The sequence below is a fragment of the Chryseobacterium sp. DT-167 genome, from assembly GCF_058310155.1.
On the sequence record NZ_JBZEEQ010000034.1, the window covers coordinates 1 to 1,107 of the forward strand.

A 1,107-nucleotide genomic window follows, 5' to 3' on the forward strand; every position below is an offset into this window, starting at 1 on the left:
TTCCGCGGGCGAGTAGGCACCGATCGATCCGCCGGCGGTAAACGCCCCGCTACCCCAGGTGGTGTCTTCTCCGCAGATGTTGAAGCTGTCTTCTACGCGCACAGTCCCGGACGAGGCGTGGTTCTTGCCATGGCGCAGCACGGTGATTTCGGGCCACATCGAGACGTCGATGTCGACTTCGGTGCACCAGGTGGGGGCGTCGAGAGGGAAGGGCGGGAGGGCTTTTCGAGCGTGAGCGATGGCCGAGCGGGCCTCCTCGGTCCATCGCGCGATTCTGTTTGCATCCTCTGCGGACACCCCTTTGGGGGCGTTGGTTTCGTTCGCGGGGCGTGCGAGAATATCGTTAGACATTGTTCGTTCCTTTTCTGGCGATTGGGTGCGGATCTTGGGCCTCGTCGGATTGCAGTCCGGTCGGGGCCTTTTTCTTGAGTGACGCGATTAGTGCCGTTTTTCGGCGACTGATCTTGCGGCGTTCGATGCTTGCGATCTGGAAGATCAGGGCGCTCAAAGTGCTGTCGAGCTCGATCACGAGGCCGTGGGGCCCGCAGATCGTGTACTTGCCGTCGAGAGGCTTTCCCTCGTGGAGGAGGTTCCAGACGGCAGCTTCACCTGTTGGATCGCGGTAGGGGAGTGTGCCCCCGTCGTCGCGATGTTGCTGAGACGGCGTCTGAACGCTCGCCTCTAACGACTCAGCCACGTCAGCCGGTCTTGCTGAACTTTCGCGTCTCCAGCCAGTCGCGCACGTCAGACGCGGCGTAGAGCACGGTCTTCGCGGTGGGCTTGAGGAACTGTGGTCCCTTGCCCTCGTAGCGGAGCTGCGCGAGGCCTCCGCGGGTCATTCCAGGGAGCAGGTCACACACCTGGTCCGGTGAGAGGTACGTGTCTTCCATGACAGCCTTTCATTTTGATAGCCGGGGGAGGTCCTAGCTGTTGAATTGAGAATACAGCTATTCCTATCGATTTGCTAGCGACACGACCGATAAGCTATCGATATGAAAGAAAACGAGCCGACGGCAATCGGTCGGCGTATCCGGGCTTACCGCGAACGTCTCGGAATCAAGAGCGCGACGGATCTCGCGGGGCGTATCCCCAACGACCGCATCACTC

The 1,107-nt window shown here is 60.7% G+C and carries 3 protein-coding genes; all 3 read right to left on the reverse strand.

Annotation, left to right across the window (positions count from 1 at the left end):
• Positions 1-351, reverse strand: a 351-nt coding sequence (locus tag AC4FQ5_RS19540) for a hypothetical protein (protein WP_491146158.1), incomplete at its 3' end; no start/stop codon positions are given.
• Entirely contained in the window at positions 344-697 is a 354-nt protein-coding gene (locus AC4FQ5_RS19545) for a hypothetical protein (RefSeq protein ID WP_491146159.1), read from the reverse strand. The genes AC4FQ5_RS19545 and AC4FQ5_RS19540, both read right to left, overlap by 8 nt.
• Position 698: 1 nt before the next feature.
• On the reverse strand, positions 699-890 hold the full coding sequence (locus AC4FQ5_RS19550) for a helix-turn-helix transcriptional regulator (RefSeq protein ID WP_491146162.1): 192 nt from the start codon (positions 888-890) through the stop codon (positions 699-701).
• Positions 891-1,107 lie beyond the last annotated feature (217 nt).

Excerpts from the sequence above, each read along its gene's own strand:
- AC4FQ5_RS19550 (WP_491146162.1), bottom strand. The coding sequence starts at position 890 with ATGGAAGACACGTACCTCTCACCGGACCAGGTGTGTGACCTGCTCCCT.